Here is a 17,770-nt window from a genome sequence, read left to right as displayed (position 1 = left end):
CTTTCAAGCGTCAGCGCTGGCTGAAGAATGCCGAGAGAGCGTCGATATCGTCGTCCTGAAGATATTTTGCGGCATTGACCATCAGATGGCTCGACGACGTGCCGCCACGAACGCCGCCTCGAAACAGATCGAGCTGCTGCTTCAGATAGGCGGCATTCTGACCCGACAATTTCGGATAGGCAGGGTTCGCACCGTCCTTGTCATGACAGCTGAGACAGACGGGGATCTTGTCCGCAGACCTTCCCCTTTCGGCAAGCTCGCGGCCTCTTTCCACAAGCGTCTGGTCCTTCGGCGGCATATCGCGTTTCGGACTTTGCTGATCGGCATAGTAGCGCGCCAGTTCCGGCAGGCTTTCTTCCGGGAGCGTGCCGACTGCGACACCCATGATACCGCTCGGCCGTCGGTTGTCGTGATAGGCCTTGAGGCTTTCCAGCAGATAGGTCTCCGACTGTCCCGCGAGACGCGGGATTATGCTGCCATCGTTGAGCTTTGCTTCCGCATGACAACTTTCGCAGGTGATCGGCAGCGGCGATACTTCGCCCGCGGTTCCCATGCCGTGCAGACCTGATGCTGCGATATAGGCCTTGCCGTCCATCTCAGGCAGTTTGCGCAGAAACGCCACCATCGCCCAGACTTCGTCGTCACGCGTCTGCACCGGCCAGGCCGGCATGCCGGTAAAGCGAACGCCGTGCTTGACGATCTCGAACAACTGCGCGTCGGTCCAGGTCGGCACGACTACTTTCAGATCCGGCGGCGGCGGAAGCATCGACAGCACGGCATCGGACCGGCCCTGTGCCGGCGACCCGTGACAGGTGGCGCATCCGCTTTCGAAATGGCCGGCAGCGGCCGGCACCAAAGCCGGATTGTCGAGCGGTGGCGGATCAACGGACATCGACGCGGTGCTGACCGAATTGCGCATCACCCAATGCAGGAACCAGTCGGTCGCTGCCCAGTGTCCCGACGAGGCGCGCACGCTGATCAGGCCCGACCAGGCGACGCCGAAGCCGAGGATCGGCGCAAGGATGGCAAGAATGATCAGATGCTTCCAGCGGATCGTCATCATGCGTTCCCCTCAAGCTCAGGAGCCGGATCATGCCTCAGCATGCCGGCGAGCAGCGCCACGCCGCCTGCAAGATAGACGATAGCACCAACCAGCAGCATCACCACACCGCCTGTCTGCTGATCGGCGAGTGCCGTCAGCGAAATGCCGAAACAGCTCACCTCGCCCGCCCCGTATAGCGGCCGCGGCGAAAGCGACAGGAGCGCGCCGAGCAGCGTCATATGCATCGAGGTAAACAAGAGGCCGAACGTGCCGGCAAGTCGACGCGCCTCGCGTCCCGATGCCGCACCGCCGAGACAGGAGAGCCACAGCGTCAGCCCGGCCGTGAGAAATACCATCTGCTCGAGAGCGGCGAACGGGACCGACCCTTCCGATAGCTCGCGCATGGCCGGAATATGCCAGCCCCAGACGGCAAACAGTTCCAGCACCGAGGCGAGCATCGGTGTGAGCCAGAGATGACCGGCCGTGAAATCGAAGCGGCTTCCGGACATGCCAAACGCGATCAGCGGCGACGCGATGGCAACGACACCCATATGCGCGACCATGTGCACCGAGAACGAGCCACGATCGGAAAACGGCAGGATGCCGAACCACAGCAGACCGAGGACCAGCGCTCCCGAGATCAGCGCAAGGCGTTTCATGGCTGGCACTCCGCAATGAAGATCAGCGGAATGGCCGCATAGACGACCGACACGAAGCTCAGGCCCGACAGCAGCAGCGTTGCAAACCCTTGGAACAGCGTGCGCGACGAGCGCGTCGGTTCGTCATGCGGCGCGTCCTTGGCACCGAACCCCCACTGGCGCCAGGCGAGATAGGCAGAAAGCACGATCATCGCGAGCGCGGCGAGTGTCACGACGACAAGCACGATCCGGACCGTGTCGAAGCTGAACGACGCCGGCAGACGCTTGGCGCAGAAAACCGCGACCGTCGCATAGCAGATGATGAAATGCAGCGCCCAAACCACTGGCGCCGTAAACAGGGTCCAGAGAGTTTCGACCTCGCGGGGGATAACGCTCTTCATGATGCCACCAGCGGAAAGAGACCGAGCACGCCGAACGTGACGACGGCGGTAAACGCCATGAAATGCCAGTAGAGCGTGACGTTGCGGATATCCTGATCGTATTCGCCTGTCATGTTGCCGGTGAGGCTGCGGGCAAGGCAGTAGAGCTGCATCACGACGCCGACCACGCCGTGGATGACGGTCCAGAGGGCAATCACCCAGACGGTGGCCGGATAGACGTTGGAAGTCGGGTCCATGCCGGTAAGATATGGACCGGCGAGACCGGCAAGCGAGGCGGCGATGGTAACGGCTGCGGCTGCAACGAGGGCAAAGCGGCAACCCGTTGGGCCCTTCTCGTTCAGCTGCCGGGCCAGCATCGTCAGGCCCCAGGCCGCTAGATAAAGCAGTAGTGCCACCATCGGCCAGAACACGCCGGGCCCGGCACTGACGCCGGTATAATCGTCATGCACCGTCCAGTAGAAGAAATAGCCGAAGATCAGGCTGGCAAAGGCGGTACCGTCACCGACCATGGTGATGAACATCGCCCACCAACCGACAGACGCGGGCCCGGAGACATAGACCGGCAGGCTTAAGCCCAGCCCGACATCGGTTTCAGCCGTATCTGGGATCTGCGCCGTGCCCGTCCACAGCCAGTAGATGATGGCGACAAAGGTGATGATGGCGCAGATGATGGTGGGGATCCACCAGTGGAAAGTGAGCGCGATAAACACGCCGCCAAGCGCCAGCGCCGCGATGATGGTGACATAGGACACGCCGCCGACGCGCAGGCACTGCAGCGGCTTTGCATCGAGCACCGACGTGACCAGCGTCTCGCGCCGGCCGGATTTCGCGTCCGGCAGATAGAAGCGGCCCGCCTCGATATCGGCCTGCAGGTTGGGCTGGTCCCACAGCGGATAGCGGCTGGTGATGATCGGCACGGAGCGCATGCCCCAGCTCTCGTCCGGATCGTTGGTCCATTCCAGCGTCCCGGAATTCCACGGGTTGAGATTGCGTTCCGCAGGCTTGGGTTTCGGGCGGAAGATATCGATCACGAAGGTTGCCACGCCTGCCGCAAAGATGAAGGCGCCGATGGTCGAGACGAGGTTGAAAATATCCCAGCCGAATTCTTCCGGGTAGGTAAAGACGCGTCGCGGCATGCCCCGCAGCCCGGAAAAATGCATCGGGAAGAACGCGGTGTTGAAGCCCGTAAACATCAGCCAGAACGACACCTTGCCCCAGGTATCCGACAGTTTCTTGCCGGTCACGAAGGGGAAGTAATAGTAGATGCCGGCGACGATCGGGAAGAACATGCCGCCGATCAGCACGTAATGCAGGTGGGCCACGATGAAATAGGTGTCATGCGCCTGCCAGTCGAACGGAACGAGGGCCACCATGACGCCGGTCAGCCCGCCGATCACGAAGATGATCAGCCCGCCCGCGCCAAACAGCATCGGCACCGAAAAGATCACCCGGCCCGCAAGCATGGTGGCGATGAACACGAAGATCTGCACCCCCGTCGGGATCGCAACGGCTTCCGAGGCCGCTGAGAAAAAGGCGAGCGAAATCTGCGGCAGGCCGGTCGCGAACATGTGGTGGACCCACAACCCGAAACTTAAGAATCCCGTGCCGACAGCCGCCAGCACGATCCAGGAATAGCCGACGATCGGACGCTGCGAGAACGTCGGCACGATCATTGCCATCAGCGCGATGGCCGGCAGGAAGACGATATAGACTTCCGGGTGCCCGAAGATCCAGAACAGATGCTGCCAGAGCAAGGGATCGCCGCCGCGCGATGGATCGAAGAACGGCCAGTTGAACATCCGCTCCATCTCGAACAGGATGTCGCCGGCAATCAGCGGCGGGAAGGCAAACAGGATCATCCCCGCAACGATCAGCAGATACCAGGCAAACATCGGCATCATGTTGATGCGCATGCCGGGCGCGCGGCATTTCATGATGCCGACGATGATCTCGACGGCTGCGGCAATCGATGCCACCTCGATGAAGGAGAGGCCAAGCAGCCAGATGTCGGCGCCGATGCCTGCATATTCCTTGTCGGTGGCAAGCGGCGGATACATGAACCAGCCGGCATTGGGCGCCGCGTTGAAGAAGATCGAGCCGCAGACGAAGATGCCGCCGAGCAGGAAGCTCCAGTAGCCGAAGGCCGACAGCCGCGGGAACGGCAGTTCGCGTGCGCCAAGCATGGACGGCAGAAGAAAGATCGCGATCGCCTCGAAGATCGGCACCGCGAACAGGAACATCATGACCGTGCCATGCAGGGTGAAGACCTGGTTGAACAGCTCGGCCGACATGAAATCGTTGTTGGGGACGACGAGCTGCATCCGAATCAGCAGTCCGAGAACGCCGGCAAACAGCATGAAAACGAATGCGGTGACGCCGTACCAGAGCCCGATCTCGCTGTTGTTGACCGACGTCCAGTAGCGCCAGCCTTTGGGCGTTTCCCAGGTGTCGCGCAGCCTCTTTTCCTGGGCGGCGCGCTCCTCGGGCGAGAAATTTCCGAGTTCAACGCTCATCGAAGCCCCTTCAGATACTGTGCAATGCGATCGGTTTCGGCTTCGGGCAACATATTGTAATGCGGCATCCGCACGCCCGGCTTGACGCCGGCGGGATCGCGCAGGAAGCGGGCGATATCGGCGGTGGAATTGCCGAGCGTTCCGGCACCGACAGAACCGCGCTCGCCGAATGCGGTCAGATCCGGACCGATGACGCCGCGCGCCTCGGTGCCTGAGATCGCATGGCAGGCGGAACAGCCGTTTTTCAAAAACAGCGCCAGCCCCTCGGCATCGCCGCCACCCGAAGCGCTGCGGCGGGAGGCGAGCCAGGCGTCATAGGCCGGCTTTTCCATTACCTCCACGGTAAAGCCCATCAGCGCATGCGAGGTGCCGCAGAATTCGGCGCAGACACCGCGATAGGAGCCGGGCTTGTTGCCCTCCAGCGTCAACACGTTGCGACGGCCGGGGATCATGTCCATCTTGCCGCCGAGCACCGGGATCCAGAACGAATGGATGACATCGGGTGAGGTCAGCTGAAACGCCACCCGCTCGCCGACCGGCATGCGGATCTCGTTGGCGGTCTCGAAGGCGATGGAACCGTCCGGATCGAGATAACGGACGCGCCACCAGTACTGCTCGCCCGTGACATCGATCTGTTGGAGCCCCTCACCGCCTCCCGAGAAAAACGGGCGGACATTCGGCATCAGCCACATGGCGTAGGATAACAGCGCGCCAAGAACGATGCAGGGCATCACGGCGCCGCCCCAGAGGATCAGCCTGCCCGCCCCTCGTTCGGAATGGGCGTTCTTCTTGCGCGCCGCATAAAACAGAAGCACCACGACGCCGACCCAGATCACCGCGCCGCCGATCAGCATCGCGAAGAACAGTGTCGCGACACCCGCGGCTTCCCGTCCCGCGGGATCAAGCACCGACTGCACGCCGGAGCAGGAAACCATCAGCGGACAGAGGAGAATTAGGGAAAGGACTGCTTTCGCCGCAGGCAGAAGGGCGCGGACGATGACATCGTCGAAATAGGTTTGAGATCGGGTTGGCCGGCTGTCGCCGGTCACGCGGTCATCGTTCATTCTGCTCTTCACCCCCGGCTCGAACAGGCGCAATGCATGACTTCTAAATTTGTTCCCACCCCAAACGAAATTTTTTTACCCGGTGAAAACGATGAGCGTTAAGGACCGCGTCTCATCGAACTTCATGACAACCGCTCGCGAAAAGGAACTATCGCCCTCTGGCTCCGTTACGTCACGTTCGTTGACGATCTCGCCGTCAAGCAAGGGAGCAGGTTGATATGAGTGCACCACGTGCCAACTGGAAAGGTCATATCAAGTTCGGCGAGGTGAGTTGCCCCGTCGCGCTCTATACGGCGGTTTCATCGTCGGACCGGATCAGCTTCAACATCCTCAATCGCAAGACCGGAAATCGCGTGCGCCGCGAGTTTGTGGACAGCGAGACAGGTGACCCCGTCGAGCACGACGACCAGGTGAAGGGCTACGAGACCGGCAGCGGCAAATACGTGGTGCTGGAGCCCGAGGAAATCGCCGCCGCTATCCCCGAGAGCGACAAGACACTCGATATCGACGCGTTCATTCCATGCTCGGAAATCGACGACATCTATTTCGACAAGCCCTATTATCTCGCGCCCCAAAAGCTCGGCGAGGAAGCCTTTGCGCTTCTGCGCGACGGCATGAAGGAGGCGGGCGTCGCAGCGATCGCCAGCACCGTGCTTTTCCGGCGGTTGCGGACAGTGCTGATCCGTCCCCACGGCGACGGGCTGATCGGCACCACGCTCAATTTCGATTACGAGGTCCGCTCGACGGACAAGGCCTTCGAAGACGTGACAGAGGTCAAGATCGACAAGGAGATGCTCGAACTCGCCTCCCATATCATCGGCACCAAGAAGGGTAGCTACGACCCGACCAAGTTCGACGACCGGTATGAAGAAGCGCTGGCCGAACTGGTGAAGGCGAAGCTCGAGGGCAAGAAGATCCCGAAGCGGAAGGCCCCGACAGCCTCCAAACCATCCGATCTTCTGCAGGCCCTGCGTGAAAGCGCCGGCATGGGCGGCAAGTCCGGATCAACGGACAAGCCGAAGGCAAAGACCAAGGCGCCCGCCAAGCCGAAATCCGCCAACACCAACAAGACGCCACGCAAGACTGCCAAATCCGCACCATCATCCTCGACAAGCACGCGCCGCAAGGCCGGTTAAGGGAAACGACAGCCATGGCGATACGTCCCTACTGGAAAGGCTATCTGAAGCTTTCGCTCGTCACCTGCTCCGTCGAGATGACACCGGCGACCTCGGAAAGCGAGAAGGTGCGCTTTCACACGCTCAACCGCGAAACCGGCAACCGGGTGCAGAGCCACTACGTGGATTCGGTGACCGGCAAGCCCGTGCGTGACGACGATGAAGTCAAAGGCTATCAGCGCGGCGAAGACGACTACGTGATGCTGGAAGACGAGGAGCTCGACAATGTCGCGCTCGAAAGCACCAAGACGATCGATATCTCGACCTTCACGCCGCGTTCCGAAATCGACTGGATCTGGCTCGATACGCCCTACTATCTGACGCCCAACGAAAAGGTCAGCGAAGAGGCATTCTCGGTGATCCGCGCCGCGATGGACAGCCAGGAGATGGTCGGCATCTCGCGACTGGTGCTCGGCCGGCGCGAGCGGGCCGTGATGATCGAGCCCCGCGGCAAGGGCATCGTTCTCTGGACGCTGCGCTACGGCGACGAGGTGCGAGAAGCCAAGGACTATTTCGACGGACTGGACAAGGCGGAGCCCGAGAAAGAGACACTTCCGCTGATCCGCAAGCTGATCGAACAGCAGACCCGCCCCTGGGACGCAAAATTCGTGACAGATCCGGTGCAGGACAATCTGCTCGACATCATCAAGTCGAAAAAGAAACAACGCCGCCCGACACCGAAAAAGGCCGAGAAGGAAGAGTCGGACAAGCCCAGCAACGTCATCGACATCATGGATGCGCTGAAACGCTCGCTGGCGGCAGACAAGCGGAAAAGCAAGTAGGCTAACGGCTTTTGGGGAACGGTGGCCTCAGGCTGCTGACAACCACTGAAGAAGCTACTGCTCAGGATGCAGGCGATACCTCGGTCGCGCAGGCCTTGAAAGTCCCCCAGCCGCGCGTTGCTTGACGAGAGCGACGCCCCACTTCCCTCATCCTCGCCCTTGTGGCGGGGATCCAGCGACACGACGTCTGTCGGGTCGAAGACTCTTGTCAGCTCAAGGACTTGAGCTGACTGGATCCACGCCACAAGGGCGAGGATGAGGGGCGTTTGGGACTAGGCTCACTTTTCCAATTGACTGTAGAGTTGTTCGATAACAGCATTGTCAGCTGCGTGAGTAGGCCGAACGCCGGCCTACTGTCCTCACCCCTCAGCCCCGAGCCTCAACCTTCTTCAACCGCTTGATCGCCTCGGCAAGCGGCCGTTCGGCGTCGCAATAGTCCTTCCACGCTTCGCTTTTCGCTATCAGCGCCGGCACCGTGTGAATGGTGAAGCGCTGGGGGTCGAGGTCGGCTTTGACCTGGGTCCAGGTGAGCGGCATGGACACGGTCGCACCCTCGCGCGCCCGTGGCGAAAGCGGTGCGACCGCCGTCGCCATGCGATCGTTGCGGAGGTAGTCGATAAAGATACGGCCTTCGCGCAGCTTCTTCGACATTTTCGTCAAGTAAAGATCGGGCTCGTCCTGCGCCATCAGGTTGGAGACCCGGTGCGCGAAATCCTTGGCCTCATCCCAGGTAATCTCCTTGCGGCCGCCCGTCTTCAGCGGCACGACCACGTGCAGGCCCTTGCCGCCCGTCGTCTTGCAAAAGCTCATCAGCCCCAGTTCGTCGAGCCGATCGCGGATTTCCCGCGCCGCCTCGACTACCTTCGGAAAGGCGACATCGGGAGCGGGATCGAGGTCGAAGACGAGCCTTCCGGGAACCTCGGGCTTGTTCGGCTGGCAGTTCCATGGGTGCAGTTCCAGCGATCCGACCTGCGCGAGAGCTGCCAGTCCCTCGATGCGATCGACCTGCAGATACTCCTTCTTGTCGCCATGGACCTTGACCAGTTCCAGAAGGTTCGATGTGCCCTGCATGGCATGCCGCTGGAAGAACTGCTCGCCGCCGATCCCGTCGGGCGCGCGGATGACCGAGCAGGGCCGACCCTTGATGTGCTCTATCATCCAGCCCGCGACCGATTCGTAGTAATGGCCGAGATCCTCCTTGGTAACAGGCGTGTCACCGTTCTGGGCATCGCTTGGCCAGAGCGGCTTGTCGGGATTGGAGAGCATCACGCCCATCACTTCCGCCTTGCCGCCCCTGCCGCGCGGCACCTTCGTGGGTTTCGCGCCGCTGGCGGTCTTTTCCGCCTTTGGCTGCGGCGTCTCCTGATCCGGTGAAGCCGGCTTTTCCGCCTCAACTTCATCAGCCGGCTTGTCTTCGCGCAGGCCCTTGAATGCCGCCTGGCGCACCTGACCATCATTGGTCCAGCCCGCGAACTGGATCTCGGCAACCAGCTCCGGTTTCACCCAATGCATGTCCTTGGTCTTCTTCGGCGCGCCGATACCGGTAAACGGACTTTTCTCGGCTGAAAGTGGTTCGAGCTTGGACATCAGATCCGCAGCCCTGCCCGCGCCAAAACCGGTTCCGACGCGTCCGACATAGACGAAATGGTTGTCGCGATAGACCCCGGCGAGAAGCGAGCGGAACTTGCCTTCGGTTGTCGCATAGCCGCCGATCACCACTTCGTGGCCGGCCCGGCACTTGGCCTTGACCCAGGTGTCGCTTCGCCCCGACCGGTACGGCGCGTCCGCCTGTTTCGAGACGATGCCTTCGAGCGAGAGACGGCAGGCGGAACGCAGAACCGCATCGCCACCGGTTTCGAAATGGTCGACATAGCGGATCCGGGCGCCCGCTTCCGCCTCGGCAATCAACTGCGAAAGTCTCGATTTGCGCTCATCGAGCGGCATGTCGCGCAGGTCTTGGCCCTCGTGGAAGAGGAGATCGAAGGCGAAATAGACGAGGTCGTCTGTCTTGTCCTCGGAAAGTGCCGCCTGCAGCGCTGCGAAATCCGGCGCACCGTCATGATCAAGCGCGCAGATCTCTCCGTCGATCACCGTATCCGGCAGAACTTCGGCATCCTCGGCAATCTGCGAAAACCGATCCGTCCAGTCGAGCCCCTTGCGGGTCCTCAAAATGGCCTTGCCATCCTGCACGCGCATCTGAACCCGATATCCATCGAACTTGATCTCATGCAGCCAGCCTTCTGCCGACGGTGGACGGTCGCGGATCTGGCAGAGCTGCGGTGCGATGAAATCCGGCATCTTCACCGAAGCAGGCTTGGCCTTATCTGCACTCTTGCCCTTATCTGCGCCCTTGCCCCCGGCCTTCCGTTCGTCAGCCGCCAGTCCTTCGCTGCTGTCCCAGACCGCATCCGCATCGACCGCGCTGCTGGTCAGCATGAAAGGCTTCGGCTTGCGCCCCTTGCCAGCAGCGATCGTCGCCATGTCGCGACCGGAAGCGACCGACGTCTCGGCCTCCTTCAGGATGGCATCACCGTCCTTGTCGACCGAATGATCGTCGTGATGCTTGATCAGCAGCCAGTTGGTGCGCTTGCCGCCATCGCGGTCCATTTTCATCCGCACCAGCACGAAGCCGCCCTGCAGCCTCTCGCCATCCAGGATGAACTTGAAATCGCCCTTGGCCAGCGCCTTTTCGAGTGGAAGCGCGCCATCCACTTCCCAGTATCCCCGATCCCAGAGCATGACCGTGCCGCCGCCATACTCGCCTTTCGGAATGGTCCCTTCGAAATCGCCGTAATCGAGAGGATGATCCTCGACCTCGACCGCAAGCCGCTTGTCCTGAGGATCGAGCGACGGGCCGCGGGTCACCGCCCAGGACTTGAAAACGCCATCCATTTCCAGCCGCAGATCGTAATGCAGCCGCGTCGCATCGTGCTTCTGAATAACGAAGCGGCCGCGTTTGGACGGCCGCACTTCAGCGGCGCCGCTCGGCTCCTTGGTCTTCTTGAAATCACGCTTGCTGCGGTAGGTTGAAAGAGTATCGGACATGGAACGCTCCCGGCACGGCTAGGGAGTCCGAATGTCCCACCGGCGCAATAGTTCCACAACGCACGGTGGACGGATCGAACACCGTTAATCACCTCAACAGCAGGTGACAGAATGCCCTCGCCTTGCTGCCTAACTCTCTTTTCGATACAAACGCACTCAAGGTCGACAGCAGGGGACACGCCGCCATGAGCATCCAGCAGAAGCCGGTCTTCACGGCGGAAGACGTGGCGCGGGCAGAGAGCTACAAGGCGCGCGACTATCCTGATAATGTCGATCCGAAGGTGGAAGACCTCGTCCGCCAGATGATCTCGGGCTTTGCCGACAAGTGGACGGTGGTCATCCTCGATACGCTGTGGGACGAAGGTATCTTGAGGTTTTCCGACCTCGCCCGCCGCGTCACCGGCATAAGCCAGAAAATGCTGACCCAGACGCTTCGGCGCATGGAACGCGACGGCCTGGTCATTCGCAAGACCTATGCCTGCGTGCCGCCCAAGGTGGAATACAGCCTCTCGCCGCTCGGCCTGACGCTGGGGGCTGCCTTCTGCAATGTCTGGATATGGGCGGTCGAGAACCACGATGCGGTGGCAAAAGCGAGGACCGCGTTCGACGACGAAGGCTGAAGGCGCCAGACGATACCGACGCCTCCAGAGATTGCAGCCGTCAGCTCGGGTTGATCATCGCAAACACCTGGTCGAAATTGCCGGTGGCTTCGGCCGTGCGCTGCCGCATGACCCGCTGAACCATCACTTCAGATGGCGTCGGATCGGCGCAGAGCAGACCGACGGATTCAGACACGAAATCGGCAAGCGGCATGGCCGTCGCGAATTTCGACTGGCCGGGTGTCAGCTCCGTTGCCACCTGCGGCGGGGCAAGCTCCACCACGGCAATCTTGGTGCTGCGCAATTCGTGCCGCAGGCTCATTGTCCACGAGTGAATGGCCGCCTTGGTGGCGCTGTAGGTCATGGAATCGGTGCGCGGCACGAAGGCGAGGCCGGAGGAGACGGTGACGATCGCAGCTTCCGGCTTCTGGCGCAGATGCGGAAGCAGGGCCGAGGTCAGCCAGATCGGCGCGAGAAGGTTGGTGGTGATGGTGCGCTCGGCCACATCGACGTCATAGACGTCAGCGAGCACGTTCTCGCGCTCCATGATGCCGGCATTGTGGATGACGACGTTGAGATCCGGATGATCCGTCACGACCGATGCGGCGAATGCGTTCAGGCCGTCCTTGTCCGTGACATCGAGCTGGTATCCGGATAGCGCCGGATTGTCCTTCAGCGTCTCGTTCAGGCTCGCCTCGTTGCGCCCGGTGACGATCACCTTCGCGCCGCGTTCGGAAAGGGCGATGGCGAGACCGCGGCCGATGCCGGAATTGCCGCCGGTGATCAGGATTGTTGCTTTCGTGAAATCCATTTGCATTCTCCAATGCTGCTGATGCGCTTCAATATCATCCATAGTAACTTTTAGTAAGAAGGCACCTTTTCGTAAGAAATGGGAAATCGGATGGGGCCATCACGGCAATGTGCCGCACACGGCCTGCCTGACAAGGGGCGCACGGTTTACAGGGTGGCCGGTTCTGATTTACAGCTGCGCCCGAAATCTCGTCGGGAATACAAGGATAAGCCGATGGCGCTGACTGCTTCCACCACCCATGCCCGCAAGGGTCTCGGCCATGCGGTCATCGTCACGCTCGGCATGGCGGCAACCGTCGGCACAGCGCTCGGCTTCCAGTATCTCGGCGGCTATATTCCCTGTGCGATGTGCCTGCTGCAGCGCGAACCCTATTACTACGCAATCCCGGTCGGCATTCTTGCCATGGGCGCCCTCGCCTTCGGCATGCCCGCCTGGATCGGCCGCACGCTTCTGATCCTGGTCGGCCTGATGATGCTGGTTGGCGCCGGCATGGGCGTCTATCACGCGGGCGTCGAATGGGCCTTATGGGAAGGTCCAGCGAGCTGCGGCGGCGGCGCGGGCGTCACCACCAATGCCGGCAGCCTTCTCTCCGACCTCAACACGGTGCACGGTCCGTCCTGCACGGAAGCGGCACTCCGCGTGCTCGGTCTGTCCTTTGCAGGCTGGAACGTGATCGCCAGCGTCATCCTCGCGGCCATCGCCCTCATCGGCGTCAAGAAAGCCGCGTGAGCCGTAACCCTTACGGCTGCAGCTCGGAATCCCAGTAGAGATAGTCCATCCAGCTTTCGTGCAGATAGTTGGGCGGAAACAGCCGGCCGTTGTTATGCAGGTCCTGCACGGTCGGCGCATAGGGCTTCTGGTGCGGGAACATGCCCGCCTGCTTGGGAAGCTTGCTGCCCTTGCGCAAATTGCAGGGCGAACACGCCGCCACAACGTTCTGCCAGGTCGTTTCGCCGCCATGGGCCCGCGGGATGACGTGGTCGAAGGTCAGATCGTCGTGATCGCCGCAATACTGGCACTCGAACTTGTCGCGCAGGAACACGTTGAAGCGCGTGAAGGCGGGATTGCGGGTCGGCTGGATATAGGTCTTCAGGCTGACAACGCTTGGCAGTTTCATCGAGAAGCTGGGCGAACATACCGAATGATCATATTCGGCAATGATGTTCACACGGTCGAGGAAAACCGCCTTGATCGCGTCCTGCCAGGACCACAACGACAAGGGATAATAGCTCAGTGGCCGATAGTCAGCGTTCAACACGAGCGCCGGTAAGGCCTGCGGGGAGACTGCAATCGTCAAATGACGCTCCTAACGGATTCGGCATCTATCTCCTCTATATTAGGACCGTTGTTACAGGATTGTGAAGCCCTTTAAATACAGGCGGCTCCGTCACTCAAACTTCACAAAATCGGCGAGACGTCGCGCCTGGTCCGGACCCCGTAATAGGACCAGAAAAGCCTTGTCGCGACCGAGCGCCAGGGCCGCCAGATGAGCGCGATGGCGGCGAGCTGCTTTTCTGTCGGGCGCGCTTCCATGCCAAGCCCATCGGCAACCGCTGCCTGCAGCGCCACGTCGCCTACCGGAAAGAAATCCGGGTGGCCTGCGGAAAACATCATGTAGCACTCTGCCGTCCAGGGACCGATGCCGGGCAGTGCGATCAACTGCCGTGTCGCCTCGGAAGCCTCCAGTCCCGCGATCGCATCGAGATCGAAGCCCTTCTGCGCAATCGCTGTCGCAAGATGCGTGAGCGTCGCAGCCTTTGCCCGCGAGAGCCCGAAGCTCGCGACGACCTCGGGATCGAGCGCTGCAAAAGCCTCGGCTTCGGTGGCACGAACAGCCGCCATGCGCTTCCAGATCGCGTCGGCGCTCGCCCGCGAAACCACTTGCGAGACGATGATGGAGGCAAGGCCGGCAAAACCCGGTTCGATCAGCCGCAGTGGCAGCTCGCCGGACAGCTCGATGATGGGGGCAAGGCGCGGATCGGCGATCACCAGTTCGGCAAGCCCCTCGTCGATATCCGATCGGTCGCGGATGATCCGCACGGTTTTCTCCATGGTTGCGCATCACAAATCATGGCAGAAGGAGGCATGCCAGCCGCCCAAATCGCCACCGATCCTGATAGACCAATCCTGCGTTTCGCGCCAAGCCCGAACGGACTGCTGCATCTCGGGCACGCGCTGTCGGCCATCCTCAACCACGACATGGCCCGGGACATGAATGGCCGCTTCCTGCTGCGGATCGAGGATATCGATCTTGCCCGTTGCACGCCTGACTATGAGGACGCCATCTACCGCGACCTTCACTGGCTTGGCCTTTCCTGGGAAGAACCGCCGCGTCGCCAGTCCGAGCATTTCGAGACGTACCGTGAAGCGCTGGGCCGATTGATGGACATGGGGCTCGTCTATCCAGCCTTCATGACGCGCGGCGAGGTAAAGGCGAAGGTCGCGGACTTCGAGGCCGATGGCGCCACATGGCCGCGCGACCCGGACGGGTCACCGCTCTATCCTGATCATGACCGGCACCTGAGCGATACCGAGCGAAAGACGCTGATCGAAAGCGGCATCCGCTACAGCTGGCGGCTCGCCATGGAGAAGGCGCTGGCGAGAGTTTCGGACGCTTTGACATGGCGGGAAATCTGCGACGGCGCCGAAGGGCAGGTCCCGGCGGATCCGGCGGCCTGGGGCGATGTCGTCCTGTCGCGCTCCGATGCTCCGTCGAGCTACCATCTCTCCGTCGCCGTGGACGATGCGGCGCAGGGCATTACCCACGTGGTGCGCGGCATGGATCTCTATCACGCAACGTCGGTTCATCGGCTTCTGCAGGAGCTGCTCGGCCTGCCGCAGCCGATCTACCACCATCATCGGCTGATCCTTGGCACAGACGGGCGAAAACTGTCGAAAAGCGAGGGATCAACCGGGCTTGCGGCCCTGCGCGACGCGGGTCTCGGCCCGCTCGACATTCGCCGCCTCCTCGGCCTTGAGGGCTAGAGCCGAAGCATCGCCCCGGCGGCGACGCTCTTTCCGGACGCGGGAGAAGACCGAATAGATCCGGTACTTCATCAACGCCGCATTGAACTCGGCGCCGAGCATGAAGATCACGCCCACCATATATAGGAAGATCAGCACGATCATGATCGACGCCAGACCCGCATAGGTCGCTGCGTAATTGGCGAAGGTCGAAAGATAGGCCGCGAAACCGAACCCAAAGCATGTCCACAAAAGCACCGTCAGCGCCACGCCCGGCATGATGTCGATCAGCCGGCGATCTCCCGCCGGAAGGTATTTGTGCGACCCGAGCAGGCCGATCATCAGGAGAAACGCCGTGCCGACGAGACCCCAGTTGGCAGCCGCGTTGAGATCGCTGATCAGCCAGGGAAAGCGGGTCTGGGCGAAGCGCGATGCGACGGGCACTGCCAGCAGAAGAATGCTGATGACCGCAAAGATCACCACCGCCAGGATGACGTAACCCAAACTAGCGAGACGCGTCACATACCAGGGCCGCGTTTCCGTCACGCGGTAGGCGCGGTTGAGCGAGATGCGCAGCGCCTCGACGCCGTTCGACGCAAAGTATGCAGCCGCCAGCACCGATACGGTCAGCAACCCGCCGCGCGGAATCTCCAGCACCCGCTGCAGTTCAGACGCGATCGGATCGGCAACATCGGCCGGCCATGTATCGAACAGGAGATGTACTGTCGTTTGCGAAAACCCGCCTGCACCGAGGAAGCCGGCAAGTGCCGTGCCGAAGATCAGGAAGGGGAACAGCGCCAGAAGGCCCGACAGCGCCACGTGGCTCGCCATGGCCCACCCATCATCCTCCGAGAAATGCCAATAGGCATCCCAGAGCACCTTGAACGCCAGTCTCGGCCACCTGACCGGGGAGTTTTCTTCCAAAGGCGGCATCTCCCTGAGGGCTTCGGTGGAGGATGAGTTGAGGCTTATGACAAAATATGGAAGGTAGGCGGCAACTTGTACAGAGAGACCTTAACGGTATGCAATCGGCATGACAGACGGAAGAACGATTATCGTGACAGGCTGTTCCTCAGGGATCGGCGCTCATTGTGCCCGCGCGCTGAAATCCGAGGGATGGCGGGTGTTCGCGACCGTGCGCAAAGAGGCCGATCTGGCAGCGCTGGATGAGGCCGGCATCGAAGCCCTGGTGATGGACTACACCAAGCCTGAAACGATCGCGGCGTTGGTCGACACCGTTCTCGCCCGCACCGGCGGCCGCATTGATGCGCTCTTCAACAACGGCGCCTATGGCCAGCCAGGTGCTGTGGAAGACCTTTCGACCGACGTGCTCAGGATCCAGTTCGAGACCAATCTGTTCGGCTGGCATGACCTGACGACCCGCATCATCCCTGTCATGCGGCGACAGGGTCATGGACGCATCGTCAACTGCTCCTCCATTCTCGGCATCGTTCCCTATCGCTACCGAGGCGCCTACACCGCCTCGAAATTCGCGCTGGAAGGTCTGACCGTGACGATGCGGATGGAGCTTTACGGAAGCGGCATCCATGTGAGCCTGATCGAGCCCGGACCGATCGACACGCAGTTCACGGCCAACGCGCTCGCCAAGGTCAAAGAGAATATCGACCTGGTCAATTCGCCGCATGCCGAACAATACAAGCGGCAATTGCAGCGGCTGGACGGGAGCGGGCCGGTCAACCGCCACAAGCTGGGTCCGGACGCCGTTCACACGGTACTGAAGCATGCCTTGACCGCCGACAACCCGAAGCCACATTATCTGGTGACGAAGCCGGCCAAGCAGGGCGCGTTTCTGAAACGTATCCTGCCGGCAGCGCTCTTCTACAAATTGATGCAACGGATCGACTGATCGCCCGCAAGCGGAAAGCAAAATCTCGATGGCCACCTTTACCACCGTTCTGACCGTGATCGTCATCGGCCTGGTCGTGCTCGTGCTGATCAAGGGCCTGTTCAACATGGTGAAGGGCACCGATGCCAACCGGTCGAACAAGCTGATGCAACTGCGTCTGCTGCTCCAGGCCGTGGCCGTCATCCTCATCATGTTCACGCTCTGGCTGACCGGCGGCGGCCGGCCGAGCTAGAGCAAATGCCGAACTAAGGAAATTACAGTCTTCATGGTCAAGCTCAACAAGATCTACACGCGCACCGGCGACGACGGCACCACCGCACTGGTATCCGGCCCGCGGCGCGACAAGCACGACATCAGGGTCGAGGCCTATGGCACGGTCGACGAGGTCAACTCGACGATCGGCATGGCAAGGCTTCATACGGCCGGCATGGGCGAAGTCGACCAGATGCTGTTTCGCATCCAGAACGACCTGTTCGATCTCGGTGCCGATCTTGCAACGCCAGATACCGGCGAAAAGCCCGAATACGAGCCTCTGCGGATCGTCGAAGCACAGGCGACACGTCTCGAAACCGAGATCGATACGCTGAACGCGGATCTCGAACCGCTGAAATCCTTCGTGCTGCCCGGTGGTTCGCCGGCTTCTGCCTATCTGCATCTCGCCCGCACCGTATCGCGGCGTGCCGAACGGCTGATGGTCGAGCTTTCGCGGCATGAGGCGATCGGCCCGGCTGCGCTCAAATATATCAACCGCCTGTCGGATTTCCTGTTTGTCGCCGCCCGCGTCGCCAACGAGAATGGCAGGACCGACATTCTGTGGGTACCCGGCAAGAACCGGTAGGCGAAAACGCGACCAAGGCGCGACGGACGGG

At 61.4% G+C, this 17,770-nt stretch carries 18 protein-coding genes; 8 read left to right on the top strand and 10 right to left on the bottom strand.

The window, feature by feature from the left end; all coding sequences use genetic code 11:
• Positions 1-10 precede the first annotated feature (10 nt).
• From BLW69_RS01410 to coxB, 5 genes are read right to left on the bottom strand one after another with little or no spacing between them, the layout of a single operon-like run.
• On the bottom strand, positions 11-1,063 hold the full coding sequence (locus BLW69_RS01410) for a c-type cytochrome (RefSeq protein ID WP_244508718.1): 1,053 nt from the start codon (positions 1,061-1,063) through the stop codon (positions 11-13).
• The gene (locus tag BLW69_RS01405) at positions 1,060-1,701 is read right to left on the bottom strand and encodes a cytochrome c oxidase assembly protein (protein WP_092659432.1); all 642 of its coding nucleotides are present in this window, start codon (positions 1,699-1,701) and stop codon (positions 1,060-1,062) included. Before BLW69_RS01405 ends, BLW69_RS01410 begins: the two co-directional genes overlap by 4 nt.
• Positions 1,698-2,081: a hypothetical protein gene (locus BLW69_RS01400; RefSeq protein ID WP_062461668.1), complete on the bottom strand. Its 384-nt coding sequence runs from the start codon at positions 2,079-2,081 to the stop codon at positions 1,698-1,700. Before BLW69_RS01400 ends, BLW69_RS01405 begins: the two co-directional genes overlap by 4 nt.
• Positions 2,078-4,594 carry a cytochrome c oxidase subunit I gene (ctaD, locus tag BLW69_RS01395; RefSeq protein WP_092659430.1) on the bottom strand — a complete coding sequence of 839 codons (2,517 nt, stop codon included), beginning with the start codon at positions 4,592-4,594 and terminating at the stop codon, positions 2,078-2,080. Before ctaD ends, BLW69_RS01400 begins: the two co-directional genes overlap by 4 nt.
• Positions 4,591-5,658 (bottom strand): cytochrome c oxidase subunit II, encoded by a 1,068-nt coding sequence (gene coxB, locus BLW69_RS01390; protein ID WP_092659428.1) that lies wholly within the window; start codon positions 5,656-5,658, stop codon positions 4,591-4,593. The genes ctaD and coxB overlap by 4 nt, the downstream gene beginning before the upstream one ends.
• A gap of 218 nt (positions 5,659-5,876) precedes the next feature.
• Between coxB and BLW69_RS01385 the strand changes: the two genes are divergently transcribed.
• Together BLW69_RS01385 and BLW69_RS01380 are read left to right on the top strand one after the other, a co-directional pair.
• Positions 5,877-6,794 carry a non-homologous end joining protein Ku gene (locus BLW69_RS01385; RefSeq protein WP_092659426.1) on the top strand — a complete coding sequence of 306 codons (918 nt, stop codon included), beginning with the start codon at positions 5,877-5,879 and terminating at the stop codon, positions 6,792-6,794.
• Between the two features lie 14 nt (positions 6,795-6,808).
• Positions 6,809-7,615, top strand: a complete 807-nt coding sequence (locus BLW69_RS01380; RefSeq protein WP_092659425.1) for a non-homologous end joining protein Ku — start codon at positions 6,809-6,811, stop codon at positions 7,613-7,615.
• A 366-nt stretch (positions 7,616-7,981) separates the two neighbouring features.
• Here BLW69_RS01380 and ligD read toward each other — a convergent pair whose 3' ends face one another.
• Entirely contained in the window at positions 7,982-10,660 is a 2,679-nt protein-coding gene (ligD, locus tag BLW69_RS01375) for a DNA ligase D (RefSeq protein ID WP_092659423.1), read from the bottom strand.
• A 185-nt stretch (positions 10,661-10,845) separates the two neighbouring features.
• Between ligD and BLW69_RS01370 the strand changes: the two genes are divergently transcribed.
• Complete coding sequence (locus BLW69_RS01370; RefSeq protein ID WP_092659421.1) at positions 10,846-11,280, top strand: winged helix-turn-helix transcriptional regulator; 435 nt, start codon at positions 10,846-10,848, stop codon at positions 11,278-11,280.
• A gap of 40 nt (positions 11,281-11,320) precedes the next feature.
• On the opposite strand, the gene BLW69_RS01365 is transcribed toward BLW69_RS01370, so the two are convergent.
• Positions 11,321-12,070, bottom strand: a complete 750-nt coding sequence (locus BLW69_RS01365) for an SDR family oxidoreductase (RefSeq protein ID WP_092659419.1) — start codon at positions 12,068-12,070, stop codon at positions 11,321-11,323.
• Positions 12,071-12,289: 219 nt separating this feature from the next.
• Here BLW69_RS01365 and BLW69_RS01360 point away from each other — a divergent pair, with 219 nt between their 5' ends.
• Positions 12,290-12,799 carry a disulfide bond formation protein B gene (locus BLW69_RS01360; protein ID WP_092660953.1) on the top strand — a complete coding sequence of 170 codons (510 nt, stop codon included), beginning with the start codon at positions 12,290-12,292 and terminating at the stop codon, positions 12,797-12,799.
• A gap of 10 nt (positions 12,800-12,809) precedes the next feature.
• On the opposite strand, the gene BLW69_RS01355 is transcribed toward BLW69_RS01360, so the two are convergent.
• The gene (locus BLW69_RS01355) at positions 12,810-13,367 is read right to left on the bottom strand and encodes an HNH endonuclease (RefSeq protein ID WP_062461688.1); all 558 of its coding nucleotides are present in this window, start codon (positions 13,365-13,367) and stop codon (positions 12,810-12,812) included.
• A gap of 101 nt (positions 13,368-13,468) precedes the next feature.
• Positions 13,469-14,122, bottom strand: coding sequence for a DNA-3-methyladenine glycosylase family protein (locus tag BLW69_RS01350; protein WP_175487235.1), 654 nt, complete (start codon positions 14,120-14,122; stop codon positions 13,469-13,471).
• A 33-nt stretch (positions 14,123-14,155) separates the two neighbouring features.
• On the opposite strand from BLW69_RS01350, the gene gluQRS reads away from it, so the two are divergent.
• Positions 14,156-15,055, top strand: a complete 900-nt coding sequence (gluQRS, locus tag BLW69_RS01345; protein WP_092659417.1) for a tRNA glutamyl-Q(34) synthetase GluQRS — start codon at positions 14,156-14,158, stop codon at positions 15,053-15,055.
• Here gluQRS and BLW69_RS01340 read toward each other — a convergent pair.
• Positions 14,978-15,958, bottom strand: coding sequence for a YihY/virulence factor BrkB family protein (locus BLW69_RS01340; protein ID WP_244476240.1), 981 nt, complete (start codon positions 15,956-15,958; stop codon positions 14,978-14,980). The two genes, gluQRS and BLW69_RS01340, sit on opposite strands and share 78 nt — an antisense overlap.
• A 109-nt stretch (positions 15,959-16,067) precedes the next feature.
• Here BLW69_RS01340 and BLW69_RS01335 point away from each other — a divergent pair, with 109 nt between their 5' ends.
• From BLW69_RS01335 to BLW69_RS01325, 3 genes are read left to right on the top strand one after another with little or no spacing between them, the layout of a single operon-like run.
• On the top strand, positions 16,068-16,901 hold the full coding sequence (locus tag BLW69_RS01335; RefSeq protein ID WP_092659416.1) for an SDR family oxidoreductase: 834 nt from the start codon (positions 16,068-16,070) through the stop codon (positions 16,899-16,901).
• A gap of 28 nt (positions 16,902-16,929) precedes the next feature.
• Positions 16,930-17,133: a twin transmembrane helix small protein gene (locus tag BLW69_RS01330; RefSeq protein WP_062461700.1), complete on the top strand. Its 204-nt coding sequence runs from the start codon at positions 16,930-16,932 to the stop codon at positions 17,131-17,133.
• Positions 17,134-17,166: 33 nt separating this feature from the next.
• Positions 17,167-17,739, top strand: coding sequence for a cob(I)yrinic acid a,c-diamide adenosyltransferase (locus BLW69_RS01325; protein WP_092659414.1), 573 nt, complete (start codon positions 17,167-17,169; stop codon positions 17,737-17,739).
• The last annotated feature ends 31 nt before the right edge of the window (positions 17,740-17,770 follow it).

The organism is Rhizobium sp. NFR12 (genome assembly GCF_900108545.1).
GTDB lineage: Bacteria > Pseudomonadota > Alphaproteobacteria > Rhizobiales > Rhizobiaceae > Neorhizobium > Neorhizobium soli.
Note: the sequence above shows the minus strand (reverse complement) of the source record. Positions and strands in the feature narration are given on the sequence as shown.